Origin of the sequence: Cupriavidus gilardii (genome assembly GCF_017598945.1) — a bacterium.
Taxonomy (GTDB): Bacteria; Pseudomonadota; Gammaproteobacteria; order Burkholderiales; family Burkholderiaceae; genus Cupriavidus; species Cupriavidus gilardii_E.
Genome location: NZ_JAGFTW010000045.1, coordinates 159349 through 175467, shown reverse-complemented (window position 1 = coordinate 175467; position 16119 = coordinate 159349). Strand labels below are relative to the sequence as shown.

Below are 16119 nucleotides of genomic sequence, written 5' to 3'. Positions count from 1 at the left end.
CGGTGCCCACCGTGAATCCCGGAGGCGCGGCAACCTCGCATTGCCGTCCCCAAGCCAAGCCAGCCCCATGAGCGTGCCTCGCCCCTACAGCCAGCTCTCGCTGAACGTCAATCTCACCGAACGAGCGGTCTGCGTCGACCCCGCGACGCCGCTGCTCTATATCCTGCGCAACGACTTCGAATGCAACGGGCCGAAGTATGGCTGCGGGCTGGGCCAGTGCGGCGCCTGCACGGTGCTGATCGACGGCATCGCGGCGCGTTCGTGTGTGGTGCCGGTCCGGGCCGCGGTCGGGCATGCGGTGACCACGCTGGAAGGATTGGGGCAGGGCGAGCAACCGGACCCGGTGCAGCAGGCTTTCATCGATGAACAGGCGGCACAGTGCGGCTACTGCCTGAACGGCATGATCATGACTGCCAGAGCCTTCCTGTCGACGCATCCCGATCCGACCGACGAGCAGATTCGCGAAGCATTGCGCTTCAATCTGTGCCGCTGCGGCACGCATGTCGAGATCGTTCGCGCGGTCAAGCGTGCCGCGACGTTGCTGCGGCTGGCGCCCGAGCAGGTGGAGCAGCGATGAACGATCTGGCCAGGGTGCCGGACCGCGGCGAACTCACACAAGCGGCACGCGTGGCGACGCCGGCTTGCCCGCCGCCCGCGCGCGAGCAATGGCTGTTCGGCGAAGTCGTGCGACCGCACGATCCCCACGGCGCCAGGCTGCGCAGCTTCGATGCCGACGCGGCTCGTGCAGTCGCCGATGTGGTGGCGGTGGTATCGCGGGGCAATTTTCTGGCGGTGGTCGCACGATCGCCGGCGCAGGCAGCCGCCGGGGCGGCGGCGTTGCGGCCGGTATGGGCGGAAGTTGGCGGACGTGCCGACCGCCGCGTTCCGCGGCGGCGTCGCATGCTGGCCTCGCGTGGCGATGCGGCATCGGCGCTTGCCAGCGCTGCCTCGCGGCTCGAACGGGACTATCGCTGGCCGCTGGCCGGCATGGCACCGCCTGCGGCCACCGCGATCGCGGACTGGCGCGAAGGCGAGCTGCGGGTCTGGCTGCCGGACAGCCGCCCCGGTGCGTTGCGCGCAGAACTGGCGAAGCTGCTCGAGATTTCCGAGGCTGCGGTCACGCTGATCTGTTGGCACGAAGACGAGCACGACGGTGGGCACGACGGCGCCGACATCACCGGACGGCTCGCGCAGGCGAGCGTGTCCCACCATGCCGCGGCCGACGCCGCGCTGCTGGCGCAGGCGGTGGGCGCACCGGTGCAGGTTCGCTTCGATGCCGCGGCCTTCGACGATGCGGCCGGCTGGATGACGACGCGGATTGCCAGCGCGACGTCGACCGGCGAGCCGGGCAGCGATGCCGTCGGGCTCTTCGCCTATCAGGCCACGGCCACGACGATGCCCTTGCATGTCCGACCGCTCGCGTCGATCCAGACCGGTACGCCGTCGGCCGTATCGGATGTCGGCAGCGACGAAGCCCTCGGGCTCGTGCCGCCATATCGGTTCGACCATCTCGAAGTCGCGTCGACCGACACGGTGCACACGTCCGCCGCTCCCATCGCCGTCAATCCATTGGCAGAGGCCGTCGCCCACGTCTTCGCGCATGAATCGCATCTGGACGAGGCGGCCGCCGTGGGCGGCGTCGACCCGGTAGCCCTGCGCCTGCGGCATTTGCACGACGAGCGGGGCGCGGCACTGGTTCGGCAGGTCGCGCAGCAGGCCGGATGGCAAAGCCCTGCCCAGCGCGCGTCCGCTCGCGAACCCGCGGCGGGCGTTCGCCGCGGGCGTGGCTTTGCCTATGCGAGCGTGCTCGAAGCCGATGGCGACAAGCCAATGCACAGTTGGGCCGCGTGGGTTGCCGATGTCGAAGTCGATGCATTCAGCGGCGAAGTCAGCGTGACACGGGTCACGGTGGGCCATGACAGCGCCGCGTCGGCGGCATCGCCCTCGGCCTTCGCACCCCGGGACGCTGCGCCGTCGCTGGAACACGCGTTGGAGCTGGAGCACGATATTGCCCAGGCAACGCGGCGATTGACGGCTGACAAGCACGCGTTCGACAACGGGTCCATCGCGTCCGCAGACCCGTCCGCAGACTCGTCCGCTCTGCCCGCGACGCTCGGCACGTTCGCGCCGGAGGTGCGCGTCGTTGGCGGTCTGACGACGACCGCGGGACTGCGCGGCAGTGCCGCTGCCACCTTGCCCGCCGCCGCCGCCATCGCCAATGCGATCTTCGACGCCACCGGCGTGCGGCTGCGCGAACCGCCGTTCAGCGGCGAACGCGTACGGCTCGCGCTCGCCGGAGATCGCGCCGGTGCCGTGCCTTCCAGGCGCAAACGCCATTGGCTTTTGGCGGCCGGCGCCGCGGTTGCCGGACTGTGCGCCACCGTGATGCCATGGCGCTCCGCCATCGCTCCGGTAGCTCCGCCGGAGCCGGGCTTCTATTCGGCCGCCACCATCGAACGCGGCCGGCTGGTTGCCGCCGCCGGCGACTGCGCCGTCTGCCACACCGCGCCCAACGGCGCGAAGAATGCCGGCGGGCTGCCGCTCGAAACGCCGTTCGGCACCATCTACAGCACCAATATCACGCCCGATGTCGACACCGGCATCGGCAACTGGTCGTACGCCGCTTTCGAGCGCGCGATGCGCGAAGGCATCCATCGCGACGGACGCCGCCTGTACCCGGCCTTTCCCTATACCGCCTTCGCCAGGATCAGCGAGGGCGATATGCGGGCGCTGTACGCGTATCTGATGTCCGCCGAGCCGGTGCGCGCGCCGGCGCCGAAAACCGAGCTGGCCTTCCCCTTCAATCTGCGGCCGCTGATGGCGGGCTGGAACCTGCTGTTCCATCGCAACGAGCCCTTCCAGCCCGACCCGTCGCGCTCCGTGCAATGGAACCGCGGCGCGTATCTGGCCGAAGGGCTGGGACACTGCAGCGCCTGCCATTCGCCCCGCAATGCCTTTGGCGCCGAGAAGGGCGGCCGCGCCTATCTGACCGGCGGACAAGCCGAGGGCTGGGAAGCGCCGGCATTGACTTCGCTGTCGCGCGCGCCGATTCCCTGGACCGAGGAAGACCTGTTCCAGTATTTGCGCACGGGCTATTCCGCACGCCATGGCGCCGCAGCCGGCCCGATGGCGCCGGTCGTGGACGAGCTCGCGCAACTGCCGGAGAGCGATGTGCGGGCGATCGCGCACTACGTGGCCTCGTTCAATCCGTCCGTGCCCGATGCCGCCACGATCGAACGGCAGGCGCGCGAGCTGCAACAGCGCAGCGCGACACTGGCCCGCACGATGACCGGCACCGCGGACCGGCTCTATCAAAGCGCGTGCGCGGTCTGCCATCAACCGGATCAGGGCGTGCCGATGTTCGGCGTCAAGCCTTCCCTGGCGTTGAACACCAATCTGCATAGCGACAAGCCGGACAACGTGATTCAGGCCGTGCTCAAAGGCATCCCGGCGCCATCGTCGAATGCGCTGGGCGACATGCCGGGCTTTGCCGACAGCTTCGACGACAGGCAGGTCGCGGAACTGGTGCACTACCTGCGCGCCCGTTTTGCGCCGGACAAGCCGGCGTGGCAGGGCGTCGACCAGGCGATCACGCGAATACGTACAGGCGCGGCCACCGGCGCGCACGGCGTGCAATAAGGTGAGGGACGCCGCCCCCTGATCCCCAAGCGTTCACCGACGAATTCCCGATCACGATGCAGCACGCACTGCATCGGACCCCAGTCACCCCGACTCCGTACCTTGCGTCATCGACGCCGAGGCGGGGACGGTGTTGGCGCCAGCACCCAAAGGTAGACCAAGCAAGGAGCGAAGATGTCGTATCAGTACCCGCAAGGAACGGCCGGCGCGCTGGCCCCAACGACGGAACCGGATGTCTACCGCAAGGTGACATGGCGCCTGATTCCGTTCTTCTGTCTGTGCTATCTGGCCGCGTATCTGGACCGCATCAACGTCGGTCTGGCCAAGCTGCAGATGCTCGACGACCTGAAGTTCAGCGAGACGGTCTATGGCCTGGGCGCCGGCCTGTTCTTTGTCGGCTATATCCTGTTCGAAGTGCCGAGCAATCTGGTGCTGCAGAAGGTCGGCGCCCGCCTCTGGATCGCCCGCATCATGGTTACCTGGGGCCTGCTGTCGGGCGCCACCATGTTCGTGACCACGCCCACGCAGTTCTATATCGTGCGGTTCCTGCTGGGCGCGGCGGAAGCGGGCTTTCTGCCCGGCGTGCTGCTGTATCTGACCTACTGGTATCCGACCCATCGCCGCAGCAAGATCATCGCGCTGTTCATGATCGGGCTGCCGCTGGCGAGCATGATCGGCAGCCCGATCTCCGGCTGGATCATGACGGCGTTCTCGGGCGTCTATGGCTATGCCGGCTGGCAATGGCTGTTCTTTCTCGAAGCGCTGCCTTCGGTGCTGCTTGGCGTGATGGTGTTCTTCTATCTGCCGAACAATATCGAATCGGCCAAATGGCTCGATGCCGGCGAGAAACGCACGCTGCAACGCAATCTCGAAGCCGACGTGCTGGTCGAGAACCATCATTCGCTGAAGGCGGCCTTCACCGACCGCCGCGTCTGGATGCTGGGCGTGATCGACATGTGCCTGCTGATGGGAACGTATTCGATCGGCTTCTGGATGCCGACCATCATCCGCGACTCGGGCGTCGCCAGTCCGCTGCATATCGGGCTGCTGACCGCGATCCCGCATGCGGCGGCGGTGGTGGCCATGCTGATCAACGGCGCGCACTCGGACCGAACGCGCGAGCGCCGCTGGCATATCGTGGTGCCGGTGCTGTTCGGCGCGTTCGGTCTGGTCGCCAGTACCTTCGTCACCGGCCACACCGGCGCCACGCTGGCGCTGCTGACGCTGGCCAACGTCGGCATCGTGGCAACGTTCCCGGTGTTCTGGTGCCTGCCTTCGACCTTCCTGAGCGGCACCGCCGCCGCGGCCGGGATTGCGCTGGCCTGCTCGATCGCCAATCTGGGCGGGTTTGCGGCGACGTATCTGCTGGGGTGGATGAAGGACACGTTCAACAGCCCCAGCGCCGGCTTGATTCTGTTCGCCATTTGCCTGCTGGGAAGCTGCCTGCTGGTGCTGGCGATGCCGGCGAAGACGGTCAATCGATAGGAAGGCCGGGGGTATCGCCGAGCCGGGGCGGCGCCTCGGCCGGCGATGCGCCTATTGATCCCGCCGAAGGTCGGCGAGCAGCGATTGGCGCTCGCTTCGGCGCCTGATCTGCTCGGTCTCGATGGTCGCGCCATGCAGCTGCACCTTGTCGCCCGATACCGCCAGCGCGAAGCGGCGCCGCGCACCGATCGGCAGGTCCTCGGAGCCATAGACACCGACAACCGTGATCGTCACGGCTTCGATCGCCTCGCTCGCCTGCAGCCCCTCGACACGATCGCCGATCTCCCGAAGCGCGGGCGCGATCAGACGATCGAAGGAGCCGATGTCCCGAATCTGCGCGGGCTGAAGCGGACCCTGTCTGGTCCGCTGCAAGGCGTGCGCGTCCCGTTCCGCGTCGTGGATCTCGGTCGCCGGCATGACCAGGGTTCGCTGCGGCGCTTCGAGCTTGACGATGACGCTCTGCACATACACCGGCCCCGCGCTCATGTTGGTCACGAAGCAGCGCGCGGCGAGGCCTTCGCCGGGGCCGCGCGTGATCAGCAGCGTGGCGCGAAGCTGCCGGCGGTAACTGCTGACGAATACCTGCAGATAGATGACCCACACCAGCAGCGTGCCGACGCCTGTCAGCGCGGTGATCAACTGGCTGTGGTCGCTAATCCATTGCAAGAGATCCTCCTCGCGCCATCAGAGCGGGCCGTCGTCGATGGGTTCGGCATGCCCCGGAGCGCGATTGAGCAGAAGCGTGCGCCGGTTGGCGCTCAACGACAGGTAGCGCTCATATTGACGCAGGATGTCGGCGATGATTTCCTCGCCGCGCAGGTACTGGATGTCGTACCCCTCCCGGCCGTCCTCGAAGAAGGTGATGGGCTCGTACACATGCGATCGGCGCTCGCTCGATTCCGCCGCCTCGCGCATCAGGAACGCCGGCAGCGTGCGGCGCACCGGCCTGACGCCGTAGACGAAATCGCGCAGGCCATCGACCGGAATGGTCAGACGCACGCCACCATCGCCCGCTTCTTCGAAATGGACGCTGGAGTCGACGCCGCGGTGCCGCAGTTCCTTGCTGACCTCGTGCAATGCCGGCAGGACAGTCTCGCGCAGGAACTGGCGCACGTCCTTTTCGGTCGGCTCATGGACGATTTGCGCCAGCCGCTTGCGCCAGTGCTGACCGCTCCAGAAATTGGTCGCCGGCGCAAAGTCCCGGGAGTAGTGGGCGCGGTCGGCGACCAGGCCACGCCATAGCCCGTAGCACAGCGCCAGCATGATCAAGGCCACTGGCAATGCCGCGACCAGCGTCATGGCCTGCAGGGCCTTGAGGCCGCCGGCCACCATCAGCACCGCGGCGGTGGTGCCCAGTACCGCGGCCCAGAACAGCCGTTGCCAGGCCGGCGACCCGGGTGCGCCACGGGAAGCGATGGTGTCGATGACGTAGGCGCCGGAGTCGGCGGAGGTGACGAAGAACACCGTGATCAACACGATCGTCAGCCACGACAGCACCGTGGTCAGCGGCAGATAGTCGAAGAAGCGGAACAGCAGCGCATCGACGTTGGTCGCCGATTCGGCCAGCGCACCCATCGCGGCATGGGTGTCGAGCCAGATCGCGCTGTTGCCGAACACCGTCATCCACAGCAGGTTGAACGCGGTCGGCACAAGCAGCACGCCAACGACGAACTGGCGAATGGTGCGGCCTCGCGAAATACGCGCGATAAACATGCCGACGAACGGCGACCACGAAATCCACCACGCCCAATACAGGATCGTCCAGCCGCCGAACCAGCCCGGCTCTTGCGTGGGCGTGTACGAATAGGTGCGGAACGACAGATCGACGAGGTTGGTCAGGTAGTTGCCAATGTTGTCGCTCAGCGCCTCGAACAGGAATTGGGTGGGGCCGCTGATGGCGACGAACGCGAGCAGCAGGAAGGCCAGTATCAGGTTCATTTCGCTGAGCCGGCGCACGCCCTTGTCCAGGCCCGATGCCGCCGAAATGCCCGCCAGCGAGATCACCACCACGATCAGGCCGACGCGGAACGTCGACGAGGATGTCTCCCAGCCAGCCACCGTGCTCAAGCCCGCGCTCAGCTGCAGCACGCCATAGCCAAGCGTGGTGGCGATACCGGCGATGGTGCCCACCAGGCCGAAGGTATCGACTGCGTGGCCCAGCACGCCGTCGATTCGGCCGCGCAGGATCGGATACAGGCCCGAACGCAGCGTCAACGGCAGGTTGTAGCGAAAGCCGAAGTACGCGAGCACCAGGCCCATCACGCCATAAACCGCCCACGCATGAAAACCCCAATGGAAGAAGGTCATCAGCATCGCCTCGCGCGCCGCCGCCGTCGTTCCGCCTTCGGCCAACGGGGGCTTCAGGAAGTGCTGCATCGGCTCGCCGACCCCGAAGTACATCAGGCCGATGCCCATGCCGGCGGCGAACAGCATGGCCGTCCACGACACGAAGCTGAACTCGGGCTTGGCATCGTCGGGCCCCAGCTTGATGTCGCCGAAGCTGCTGGCCGCGATCAGTACCAGGAATACCAGGAACAAGGTGACCGACAGCGTGTAGAACCAGCTGAAATGTCCGGTGACCCACGACTGCGCCGATGAGAACACCGCGCTGGCGCGGTCGGGAAAGAGCGCGCAAAACGCAATCAAGGTGCCGATCAGCAGGATGGAGGGCACCATCACCTTGAAATCGAAGGTCGTGCGGAACCCTCGGGAAGGCACCGGGGAAGTGCGTTCGTCCGCCGTGGCTGACGGATCGCCGGCAGCAGAAGGGTTGGGTGCGGAACGCGGCGGCTCGGCGGTGTTATCGGGGTGGTTTGGCATGATCGAGAATCCTCATGTTGGCCGCCCGGCAAGGCCGAGCAAAATTGCGGGCCTTGTCCAATAGCGAACAAGGCGTGGCAATGCTGAGGCGCCATTATCCCACTCTGGTCGTCATATCGAGCCGCTGGACGGGCCTGCACAGACCGCGCCCGCCGCGCCGACGATGACTTCGACCGCAGCGCAGCGCGGTCCGGCGTCGGGAAGCCGGCGCCGGATGATGGGTCCGGGTCATGCCGGCCAATTCCATGGCATGGAATTGCGGGGCTGTCGGCCGGCGCGGCAGGCCCTAAGCTGTCACCAACAAGAAAGCGCGCCTTGGCAGTCGCTCCGACTGCCAAGGCGCTCCAATCTTCAGGAGACAGACCATGCATTCCACTTCCACCGGACGCTTCCGGCGTTTCGCCATGACCGCGGCCGCCGTTGCCTTGATGATGGCCGCCGCCCCGTCGTCTTCATTTGCCGCCTACCCCGACAAGCCGATCCGCATGGTCGTGCCATTCGCCCCGGGCGGCGGCACCGACCTGATCGCGCGGGCGATGGGCGTCACCATGAGCGAGGACCTGGGGCAGCCGGTGATCATCGACAACAAGCCTGGCGGCGGCACCATCATCGGCACCGAGGCGGTCGCCAAGAGCGCGCCCGATGGCTACACGCTGGTGATGGCCACCATCGCCCACGCAGTCAATCCGAGCCTGCACCGCAAGCTGCCGTTCGACACCGACAAGGCCTTCACGCCCGTGATGCTGGTGGGCCGCTCGCCCAATGTGCTGGTGGTCAAGCCCGACAGCCCGATCAGGACGGTGCAGGACCTGATCGCGGCCGCCAAGGCCAAGCCCGGCAAGATCAACTATGCGTCCCAGGGTGCCGGAACCTCTGCCCACCTCGCCGGCGAACTGTTCAAGAGCATGGCGAAGGTGGACCTGATCCATATCCCGTATCGCGGCGCGGGACCGGCGATCACCGATCTGCTCGGCGGTCAGGTCGACATGATGTTCGCCACGGCGGCCGCGGTGGCGCCGCATCTGGAGAGCGGCAAGCTGCGCGCGGTCGCGGTCACCACCGCGCAGCGCTCGCAAGCCCCCGGCTTGAGCAAGGTGCCGACGATCGCCGAGAGCGGCGTGCCGAACTACGCCGCCGACAGCTGGTACGGCCTGTTCGCCCCGGCCGGCACGCCCCCGGCGGTAATCGCGCGCCTGAACGAGGCGGCGAAGAAGGCCGTGCAGACGGAGTCCTTCCGCAAGCGGGCGGAGCAGGAGGGGCTGATCATCGGCGGCGGCACGCCGGAAGAGTTCGGCCGCTACGTCAAGGGCGAAAGCCAGCGCTGGAGCAAGGTCGTCAAGCAAGCCAACATCACGGTCGACTGAGCGCGGCCGGACACAACGAGAACAGGATCATGGACCAACATTCCCACCAATATTCCCTTATCGAGCTGCGGGTGGAAGCCGGCATCGCGCTGCTGACCTTCAATCGCCCGGACAAGCGCAACGCGATGAGCGACGACATGCGCGCGGAGTTCATCGACGCTCTCGAGCGGGTCGCGGCCGACAAGGCGATCCGGGCGCTGGTGCTCACCGGCAATGGCAAGGGCTTCTGCGCCGGTGGCGACGTGGCCGGCATGCAGCGCCGCATGGAAGCGCCGCAAGGGGAAGTGGCCTTCAACGGCTGGAGCCGCCAGCAACGCGTGCACCACACCGTCAAGCTGCTGCACACGATGCCCAAGCCGACGATCGCCGCGGTCAACGGCGCCGCGGCCGGTCTCGGTGCCGATACCGCGCTGTGCTGCGACTTCGTGCTGGCCTCCGAGGCGGCCTCGTTCTCCTGGTCCTATATCCATCGGGGACTGATTCCCGACGGTGGCGGCATGTATTTCCTGCCGCGCCGCGTCGGATTGTCGAAGGCCAAGGAACTGGTATTCACCGGCCGCAAGGTCGAGGCGCAGGAGGCAATGGCGCTGGGCATCGCCGACCGTCTTAGCCATCCCGATATGCTGATCGCCGACGCGCTCGCCTGGGCAAAGGAATTGAGCCAGGGCTCGGCCACGGCGATTGCGCTGGGCAAGAGCATCATCAACCAGTCGTTCGAACTGCCTGCCGACCAGGTGTTCGCGCAGGGCAGCCAGGCGCAGGGCATCTGCTATACCAGCACCGAGCATCGCGAAGCCGTGCTGGCCTTCCTGAACAAGACCGCCAGCAAGGGCCGAGACAAATGAACGCGATCCAACGACTCGTCAGCCCGCGTAGCGTGGCGGTGATCGGTGCCTCGGCCGATCCCGCCAAGACGGCCGGCCGCCCGGTGTCCTATCTGCGCAAGCATGGCTTCGGCGGGGCGATCTATCCGGTCAATCCCAAGGTCGACTCGATCGACGGCCTGCGCTGCTATCCCGATATCGCGTCGCTGCCCGAAGTGCCGGACGTCGGCATCGTGCTGCTGGGTGCCGAGCGCGCGCATCTGGCGGTGCGCGAACTGGCCGCCAAGGGCACGGGCGCGGCCATCGTGCTGGCAAGCGGCTATACCGAAACCGGGGCAGAAGGCGCGCGGCGCCAGGCGCAGTTGATCGAAGCGGCCGGCAGCATGCGTCTGCTCGGGCCCAATACGATCGGTCTGGTCAACCTGACCGACAACATCCCGCTGTCGGCCAGCGGTGCGCTGGAAATGGACGCGTTCCCCGCCGGCAATATCGGCGTGGTGTCGCAAAGCGGCGGCATCCTCGGCGCGCTGCTGTCGCGGGCCGCGGCGCGCGGCATCGGGCTCTCCAAGCTGGTCTCCACCAGCAACGAGGTCGACCTGGATCTGGCCGACTTCATGGACTACCTGGCCGACGACGCGGCGACCCGGGTAGTGGCGCTCTACATCGAGAGCGTGCGCAACCCCGAAGCATTTCGCCGCGCCGCGCTCAAATGTGCCCGTGCCGGCAAGCCCGTGGTGGCCTTCAAGGTCGGCCGTTCCGAAAGCGGCGCGCGTGCCGCGGTGTCGCATACGGGCGCACTCGCGGGCGCGGACCGCATGTACGACGCGTTGTTCGAGCAGCTGGGCGTGATTCGCGCGCAATCGTTCTCCGACCTGCTGGACATTCCCGCGGCGCTGGCCACGGGGCGCAAGCTCAAGGGCAGGCGCATAGCGATCCTGACATCGACGGGCGGCGCCGGCACGCTGGTATCCGACAGCCTGGGGATGGCCGGCTTCGATACGCCGCCGCCGGACGAGGCTACCGCGCCGAAGCTGCGCGCGCTGCAGAAGGGCGATCATGCCGCGCTGGATCGCAACCCCATCGACGTCACGCTGGCGGGTCTGCAGCCCGATCTGCTGCGCGCGGCGATTCGTACCCTGCTCGATAGCCCGGGCTACGATGCCGTGGCGGTCATCGTCGGCTCGTCGGGCGTGGCCATGCCCGACCTGATGGCCAATGCGATCGGCGCTTGCCTAGCCGACACCGACAAGCCGGTGGTCGCCTACGTCAGTCCGCATGCGCCGCAGGCGCTGGCGCTACTGAACCGCAACGGGGTGCCGGCCTTCGCCGACCCGGAGGGCTGTACCGTGGCGTTCGATGCGATGCTGCGCTCCGCACAGCTCGGTGTCGATGACGACGCCGGTACCCCGCTGTTTGCCGTACCGGCGCTGGATCGCTTTGGCACAGGCTCGCTGGACGAGGCCGCCGCCAAGGCCCTGTTTGCCCGCTTCGGCGTACCGGTCGCGAGGGAAGTCGTGGTTGGCAATGCCGGGGAGGCCGCCGCCGCGGCGCAGCACTTCGACGGCAACGTCGTGCTCAAGATGCTGTCGGCCGAGATCACGCACAAAAGCGATATCGGCGGAGTCGCGGTCAATGTCCCGCCTTCCGCGATCGCCGCGCGGCTCGACCGAATGGCCGCCGACGTCCAGCGTGCGACCGGCAGCGCTCCGGAGCGCTACCTCGTGCAGGAAATGGTCCAGGGCGGGGTCGAGGTCATTCTCGGCATGCACCGCGACGCGATCGGCACGGCGATCCTGCTTGGCATGGGGGGCGTGACGGCGGAGCTGTTCGGTGACACCACGCTGCGTCTGCTGCCAGGCAAAGGAGGACTGACGCGGGACGCTGCCCTGCAGATGGTGCAGCGGCTGAAAACCGCGCCGCTGCTGCAGGGCTTTCGCGGACGGCCCAGGGCCGATATCGATGCGCTGGCCGATGCCATCGTGGCGTTCTCGAGCATGGTGGCGACGCTCGGCGACAAGCTGGTCGAGGCCGAGATCAACCCGCTGTTCGTGCTGCCGCAAGGACGGGGCGTGGTCGCGGCGGACGGCGTGGCAGTACTCGCCGATGGCGACGGGCGTTGAGCGGCATCGGCCTCGGCCTCGGCATGGATGACACGGCCGCTATCATAGGCAGCCTCTTCCATGCCGGTCCTTCTTCATGCCGAACAGTCCTCCCACGCTCGACCGGACCATGCCCGGTCAGGGCAAGGCGACGCCGAACCGCTCCCTGGAGCGCGGCGTGGCGATCCTGCGCGCGTTCCGTGCCGGCTCGTCGATGCTCGGCAATAGCGAGATCGCGGAACGCACCGGTCTGTCACGCTCGACCGTCAGCCGCCTGACGCAGACGCTGGTCGAAACCGGCATGCTCGACTACATCCCGCAAGCCCGCGCGTACCGGCTGGGTGTGCCGGTGCTCAGCATGGCGCATGCGATGCGGGACAGCTCGCAGGTCCTCAAGGTCGCCACGCCGATGATGGCCGACGTCGCGATGCGCCACAGGATCAATGTCGGTCTGGCCGTCGCCGACGGCGACGAGATGGTCTACCTCGAATCGTTCCGCTACAACCGCCGCCAGTCGCTGCGCACGGTCGTGACGGGCCAGCGCATTCCGATGGAACTGACATCGCTGGGCCGCGCGCATCTGGCGACGCTCGGCTCCGACGATTTCGCCCGGATGATGGCTTCGTTCGCCGAAAAGGGCCGGGGGCGAGGATGGCGAGAGCTGCGCCGGGAGATTGACGCGGCCCTGCAGTCCGTGCATCGGCGCGGGTACTGCGCCGCATCCTGGCAGCCCGAGGTGGTCGCCCTTGCGACGCCGATGCGGTTCGACGGCTATGCCGTCCATGTGCTGAACGTCAGCGTCTCGGGGCAGCAGGACAAGGCGGCTGCGGAAGCCGCGCTGGCCGGACCGCTGATGTCGTTGGCGGAGGCGATACAGGAGCGGGTGCGCAGCGCGCAGTGGTGATGACTGGGGCGAACCGATGCCGCCGGTGCAGCAATCGACCGCGCGCTGCGGCCGCTAACGCCGCTCAACCGCCATGGCGAAGCGCCGCGCGAAATCGCGGCGCCGCCTTGCCCAGATGCTCCCACAGCCTGTTCGCGACAGGCCCATGCGGGCGATCGCGCCGGCGGGCCGCGACGAGCTCCTCGACACGGCCGGGAAGATAGCGCCCGGCGATCGACAGCAGTTTGCCTTCTGCCAGCTCCTGCTCGATCAGGAAGCGGGGCAAGTGGCCCCAAGCCAATCCCTGCAGGATGACTTCCTTTTTCATCATCGGATCGGGCACCGTGCATTGCGGCGCGCCCGCAATGACGAAATGCTCGACAGCCAGTGCTTCTCGGGCACTGTCGCGGATCACGCACTGCGTCAGCGCGCGCATTTGCTCGGGGCGGATCGCACGCGAAACCGGAAACGGCAGAAAACCGGGCGCCACCACCGGAACCAGCTCGATCTTGCACAGATCCACCCATTCGATCCGCGTATCGCTTTTATCGACGCGATGCACGATCAGATCGGCCTCACCTTCGAACAGCCGCTCCCACGGTCCGGTCACCGCCTCCACATGCAGGTCCAGCCGCGTTGCGGCGTGTTCCGCGAAGAACGGACCCAAGAGCCGTAGCGTCTGCGACGGCGGACACAGGTCGCCGATCACCACCCGCAGTTCGCTTTCCTCTCCCAGCGCCAATTGCTCGGCGTGAAGCTGCAAGGCGTGCAACTCGCGCAGCAGCGACTGCGCGTGCCGATGAAAGGCTCGGCCGGCTTCCGTGGGCGCGACCCGGTACCCGCTACGATCGAGCAGCGCCAACCCGAGCTGCCGCTCCAGGCGCGCGACTGCCGCGAACACCGCCGGATGCGTTCGATGCAGGACCGCGGCCGCGGCCTGGAAGCCGCCTTCCCGGACGACGGCATCGAAGCATTGCAGGTCTTGCAGCGTAAAGCGGGACATTGTTTGTTCCTCTGACAATGATGTTGCGGACTTTGTAATTTTCTCAGATTCGATCCGCCACTACGATGGCTCCTGTGATGCCCCCGGCCTCGACCAACGCCGGGCCACTACCCTTCCAGGAGAACCGAGATGCAAGCGTTTTCGACTTTCACGACCAGCGACGCCCAACGGATTGCCTACCGGCTCGAAGGTGAGGCTGGCCGCCCCGTGCTGATGCTGTCCAATTCGATCGCGACCGATATGTCGATGTGGGACGGCGTGATGCCCCACCTGCTGGAACGCTTCCGCGTGCTGCGCTACGACATGCGCGGCCACGGCGCCTCCGACGTGCCAGCCGGCGGCTACTCGCTGGATCGACTCGGGCGTGATGCACTGGAACTGATGGATGCGCTCCAACTCGAACGCGTCCACTTCCTCGGGCTATCGCTCGGCGGCATGGTCGCGCAATGGCTCGGCATTCACGCGCCCGAGCGAATCGACCACCTGGTGCTCGCGCATACCGCCGCCTACCTCGGCCCGGCGTCGGAATGGGAGCCCCGCATTCAAGCCATTCTCGCCGCGACGCCGGGCGAGACTGCGGACGCCTTCCTCGCCAATTGGTTTCCCGCCGAGATGCGGGAAAAGAACGATCCGGCGATTCATCCGTTCAGAGAGGTTCTGCTGAAGACGGACGCCCGCGGTATTGCGGGCGCGCTGGCAGCGGTTCGCGATATGGACATGCGCAAGACGATCGCGCTGATCGCGCGGCCGACATTGGTGCTTGGAGGCAAATTCGACACCGTTACGCGCGCAGAGCACAGCGAGGAGATTGCGGCCGCAATTCCGGCGGCGAAGCTGGTGTTGCTGCCGGCGGTGCATATGTCGAATGTGGAGATGCCGCAAGTATTTAGGATGGCCCTTGACTCGTTCCTGCCCTGAACTATTCTGGCGGGGCCGCCACCGCGCACAACGATGCCGACGGCAGCCGCATCGATTCCTAACTGCTCCAGGAAAAATTGCACCGCGTTTTCAACTCCGGTTCCTTAGGGGCAATGTCGACCAGACCAGGCACCACAGCGATGTTGTTCTTCAGGTATGAGGCGGCCTCGTCGAAACGTCCGAGAGAACACAGAATTTTGGTGGCATTGAGGGCCACGTTTCGTCGGAGACGGTCGCTTTCAGGTTTACGGGAGATAGAGGTCGCGATACTTGCAAATGCCGCTTCGTTGTCGCCCAGACGCATCTGGACGTACGCCTTGCTATTCCATGCTTCCGCGCTATGAGGAGCCAGCGTAGTCGCGCTATCGAAGTATTGGAGAGCTAAGGCGAGCTCGTTCTTAACAAGAGCCTTTGTTCCGGCGGCTATGTATGCGTCGGCAGAGGTGGCCGGAGTAGACGAGCGCGACGTCACGGATGCACTAGAGCGCAATTGTCGAATCTTGGCGGTGACGGCGGCCGCTTCCCCTTCGTCAGGGAAAACAACGTGCGCGAGCGCTACTACACTGTCTTCTGATCCGGAGTCTTGGCTTACGATTTGCTGATAGTTTTGAACAATGAATGTCGATTGGCGGATGTCCCGAGCGAGTTTCGCATCGTCGCGACGCAGTCCAAGGTCCTGCTCTCTTTGATGGAGTTCTTGAGTTTTTGCATTGATGTCGAACTCTAATCGTCTATTGGAGTGTTCTTTGTTGCTAAGGAATGTGGCATATGCCACTACCGCCATGCAACCAGAAATTAATAGTTTCGGGACAAGGTCAGCCCAAAATGTCCGCTTGATATAGGCGAGCTTCTCCTTCTCCAGTCGTAGCTTTTCCTCTTCGATACTTTGGTTTTCGCTCATCGCTCTTCCAGTGCTAGTGAGAAGATGGATATCGGCTGCGAGAGTGCTGCTATTGAGTCTTCTGATGGCGGAAGAACCAGGAGTCTTCGCGGCTAGTCTGTCGTCGTAGCGGGGATTGGTTCGACACGGAACTTGTATCCGCTACCAATACGAAACGAGGTTCGGCGCTGAGACCGCTGCTTG

The 16119-nt window shown here is 66.1% G+C and carries 12 protein-coding genes; 8 read left to right on the top strand and 4 right to left on the bottom strand.

Features of this window, described 5'->3' with window-relative positions:
- Nucleotides 1-67: 67 nt before the first annotated feature.
- The 3 genes from J5T34_RS16815 (at nt 68) to J5T34_RS16805 (ending at nt 5124) form a co-directional block, all read left to right on the top strand.
- Nucleotides 68-577 (top strand): (2Fe-2S)-binding protein, encoded by a 510-nt coding sequence (locus J5T34_RS16815; protein WP_208580929.1) that lies wholly within the window; start codon nt 68-70, stop codon nt 575-577.
- The gene (locus tag J5T34_RS16810; protein WP_208580927.1) at nt 574-3639 is read left to right on the top strand and encodes a cytochrome c; all 3066 of its coding nucleotides are present in this window, start codon (nt 574-576) and stop codon (nt 3637-3639) included. Before J5T34_RS16815 ends, J5T34_RS16810 begins: the two co-directional genes overlap by 4 nt.
- Before the next feature lie 174 nt (nt 3640-3813).
- A complete protein-coding gene (locus J5T34_RS16805; protein WP_208580925.1) occupies nt 3814-5124 on the top strand; it encodes an MFS transporter in 1311 nt (436 codons plus the stop codon).
- Between the two features lie 51 nt (nt 5125-5175).
- Here J5T34_RS16805 and J5T34_RS16800 read toward each other — a convergent pair whose 3' ends face one another.
- Nucleotides 5176-5763, bottom strand: a complete 588-nt coding sequence (locus J5T34_RS16800; RefSeq protein WP_244258998.1) for a hypothetical protein — start codon at nt 5761-5763, stop codon at nt 5176-5178.
- Between the two features lie 45 nt (nt 5764-5808).
- Complete coding sequence (locus tag J5T34_RS16795; RefSeq protein ID WP_432207676.1) at nt 5809-7944, bottom strand: BCCT family transporter; 2136 nt, start codon at nt 7942-7944, stop codon at nt 5809-5811.
- 365 nt (nt 7945-8309) lie between these two features.
- On the opposite strand from J5T34_RS16795, the gene J5T34_RS16790 reads away from it, so the two are divergent.
- The 4 genes from J5T34_RS16790 to J5T34_RS16775 all read left to right on the top strand — a co-directional run bounded on the left by J5T34_RS16790 (nt 8310) and on the right by J5T34_RS16775 (nt 13135).
- On the top strand, nt 8310-9308 hold the full coding sequence (locus tag J5T34_RS16790; protein ID WP_208580921.1) for a tripartite tricarboxylate transporter substrate binding protein: 999 nt from the start codon (nt 8310-8312) through the stop codon (nt 9306-9308).
- Between the two features lie 29 nt (nt 9309-9337).
- Nucleotides 9338-10153: an enoyl-CoA hydratase/isomerase family protein gene (locus tag J5T34_RS16785; protein WP_208580919.1), complete on the top strand. Its 816-nt coding sequence runs from the start codon at nt 9338-9340 to the stop codon at nt 10151-10153.
- Nucleotides 10150-12252, top strand: a complete 2103-nt coding sequence (locus tag J5T34_RS16780; RefSeq protein ID WP_208580917.1) for an acetate--CoA ligase family protein — start codon at nt 10150-10152, stop codon at nt 12250-12252. The genes J5T34_RS16785 and J5T34_RS16780 overlap by 4 nt, the downstream gene beginning before the upstream one ends.
- A 76-nt stretch (nt 12253-12328) precedes the next feature.
- On the top strand, nt 12329-13135 hold the full coding sequence (locus tag J5T34_RS16775; protein WP_208580915.1) for an IclR family transcriptional regulator: 807 nt from the start codon (nt 12329-12331) through the stop codon (nt 13133-13135).
- 64 nt (nt 13136-13199) lie between these two features.
- Here the strand turns inward: J5T34_RS16775 and J5T34_RS16770 are convergent, their stop codons facing one another.
- Nucleotides 13200-14117, bottom strand: a complete 918-nt coding sequence (locus J5T34_RS16770) for a LysR family transcriptional regulator (RefSeq protein ID WP_208580913.1) — start codon at nt 14115-14117, stop codon at nt 13200-13202.
- A gap of 129 nt (nt 14118-14246) precedes the next feature.
- Between J5T34_RS16770 and J5T34_RS16765 the strand changes: the two genes are divergently transcribed.
- Nucleotides 14247-15035: an alpha/beta fold hydrolase gene (locus J5T34_RS16765; RefSeq protein WP_208580911.1), complete on the top strand. Its 789-nt coding sequence runs from the start codon at nt 14247-14249 to the stop codon at nt 15033-15035.
- A 58-nt stretch (nt 15036-15093) separates the two neighbouring features.
- On the opposite strand, the gene J5T34_RS16760 is transcribed toward J5T34_RS16765, so the two are convergent.
- Nucleotides 15094-15936, bottom strand: a complete 843-nt coding sequence (locus J5T34_RS16760; RefSeq protein ID WP_208580909.1) for a tetratricopeptide repeat protein — start codon at nt 15934-15936, stop codon at nt 15094-15096.
- Between the last annotated feature and the right edge of the window lie 183 nt (nt 15937-16119).

What these genes read in the sequence shown, in the direction of transcription:
- J5T34_RS16815 (WP_208580929.1), top strand. Translation starts at nt 68, where the DNA reads ATGAGCGTGCCTCGCCCCTACAGCCAGCTCTCGCTGAACGTCAATCTC.
- J5T34_RS16810 (WP_208580927.1), top strand. Translation starts at nt 574, where the DNA reads ATGAACGATCTGGCCAGGGTGCCGGACCGCGGCGAACTCACACAAGCG.
- J5T34_RS16765 (WP_208580911.1), top strand. Translation starts at nt 14,247, where the DNA reads ATGCAAGCGTTTTCGACTTTCACGACCAGCGACGCCCAACGGATTGCC.
- J5T34_RS16770 (WP_208580913.1), bottom strand. Translation starts at nt 14,117, where the DNA reads ATGTCCCGCTTTACGCTGCAAGACCTGCAATGCTTCGATGCCGTCGTC.
- J5T34_RS16785 (WP_208580919.1), top strand. Translation starts at nt 9,338, where the DNA reads ATGGACCAACATTCCCACCAATATTCCCTTATCGAGCTGCGGGTGGAA.
- J5T34_RS16790 (WP_208580921.1), top strand. Translation starts at nt 8,310, where the DNA reads ATGCATTCCACTTCCACCGGACGCTTCCGGCGTTTCGCCATGACCGCG.
- J5T34_RS16805 (WP_208580925.1), top strand. Translation starts at nt 3,814, where the DNA reads ATGTCGTATCAGTACCCGCAAGGAACGGCCGGCGCGCTGGCCCCAACG.
- J5T34_RS16775 (WP_208580915.1), top strand. Translation starts at nt 12,329, where the DNA reads ATGCCGAACAGTCCTCCCACGCTCGACCGGACCATGCCCGGTCAGGGC.
- J5T34_RS16760 (WP_208580909.1), bottom strand. Translation starts at nt 15,936, where the DNA reads ATGAGCGAAAACCAAAGTATCGAAGAGGAAAAGCTACGACTGGAGAAG.
- J5T34_RS16780 (WP_208580917.1), top strand. Translation starts at nt 10,150, where the DNA reads ATGAACGCGATCCAACGACTCGTCAGCCCGCGTAGCGTGGCGGTGATC.
- J5T34_RS16795 (WP_432207676.1), bottom strand. Translation starts at nt 7,944, where the DNA reads ATGCCAAACCACCCCGATAACACCGCCGAGCCGCCGCGTTCCGCACCC.